Raw genomic sequence first — 357 nt, forward strand, 5'->3', positions numbered from 1 at the left:
AAAGTCCAGTAGATACTGAGACAGCAGGCGATAAGCCAGCGGTAGTAGTTGTGACTTACCCAGATGGCTCTCAAGATAAGGTTCCAGTAACGGTTAAGGTTGAAGAGGCTCCAAAGCAAGCTGATAGTAATGAACCAACCCCGGCGGATCAAACGGTTAAGGTTGGTGAAACCCCATCCGCAGAGAAGTCAATCTCTAACTTGCCATCTCTCCCAGCAGGCACAACAGTTTCCTTTGAAAGTCCAGTAGATACTGAGACAGCAGGGGATAAGCCAGCGGTAGTAGTTGTGACTTACCCAGATGGCTCTCAAGATAAGGTTCCAGTAACGGTTAAGGTTGAAGAGGCTCCAAAGCAAG

The 357-nt window shown here is 48.2% G+C and carries 1 protein-coding gene; it reads left to right on the forward strand.

Annotation, left to right across the window (positions count from 1 at the left end):
• On the forward strand, positions 1–357 hold a 357-nt coding region (locus tag E4T71_RS09320; protein WP_245165729.1), incomplete at both ends, for a Rib/alpha-like domain-containing protein.

The organism is Streptococcus sp. WM07, assembly GCF_004570525.1.
Lineage (GTDB): Bacteria > Bacillota > Bacilli > Lactobacillales > Streptococcaceae > Streptococcus.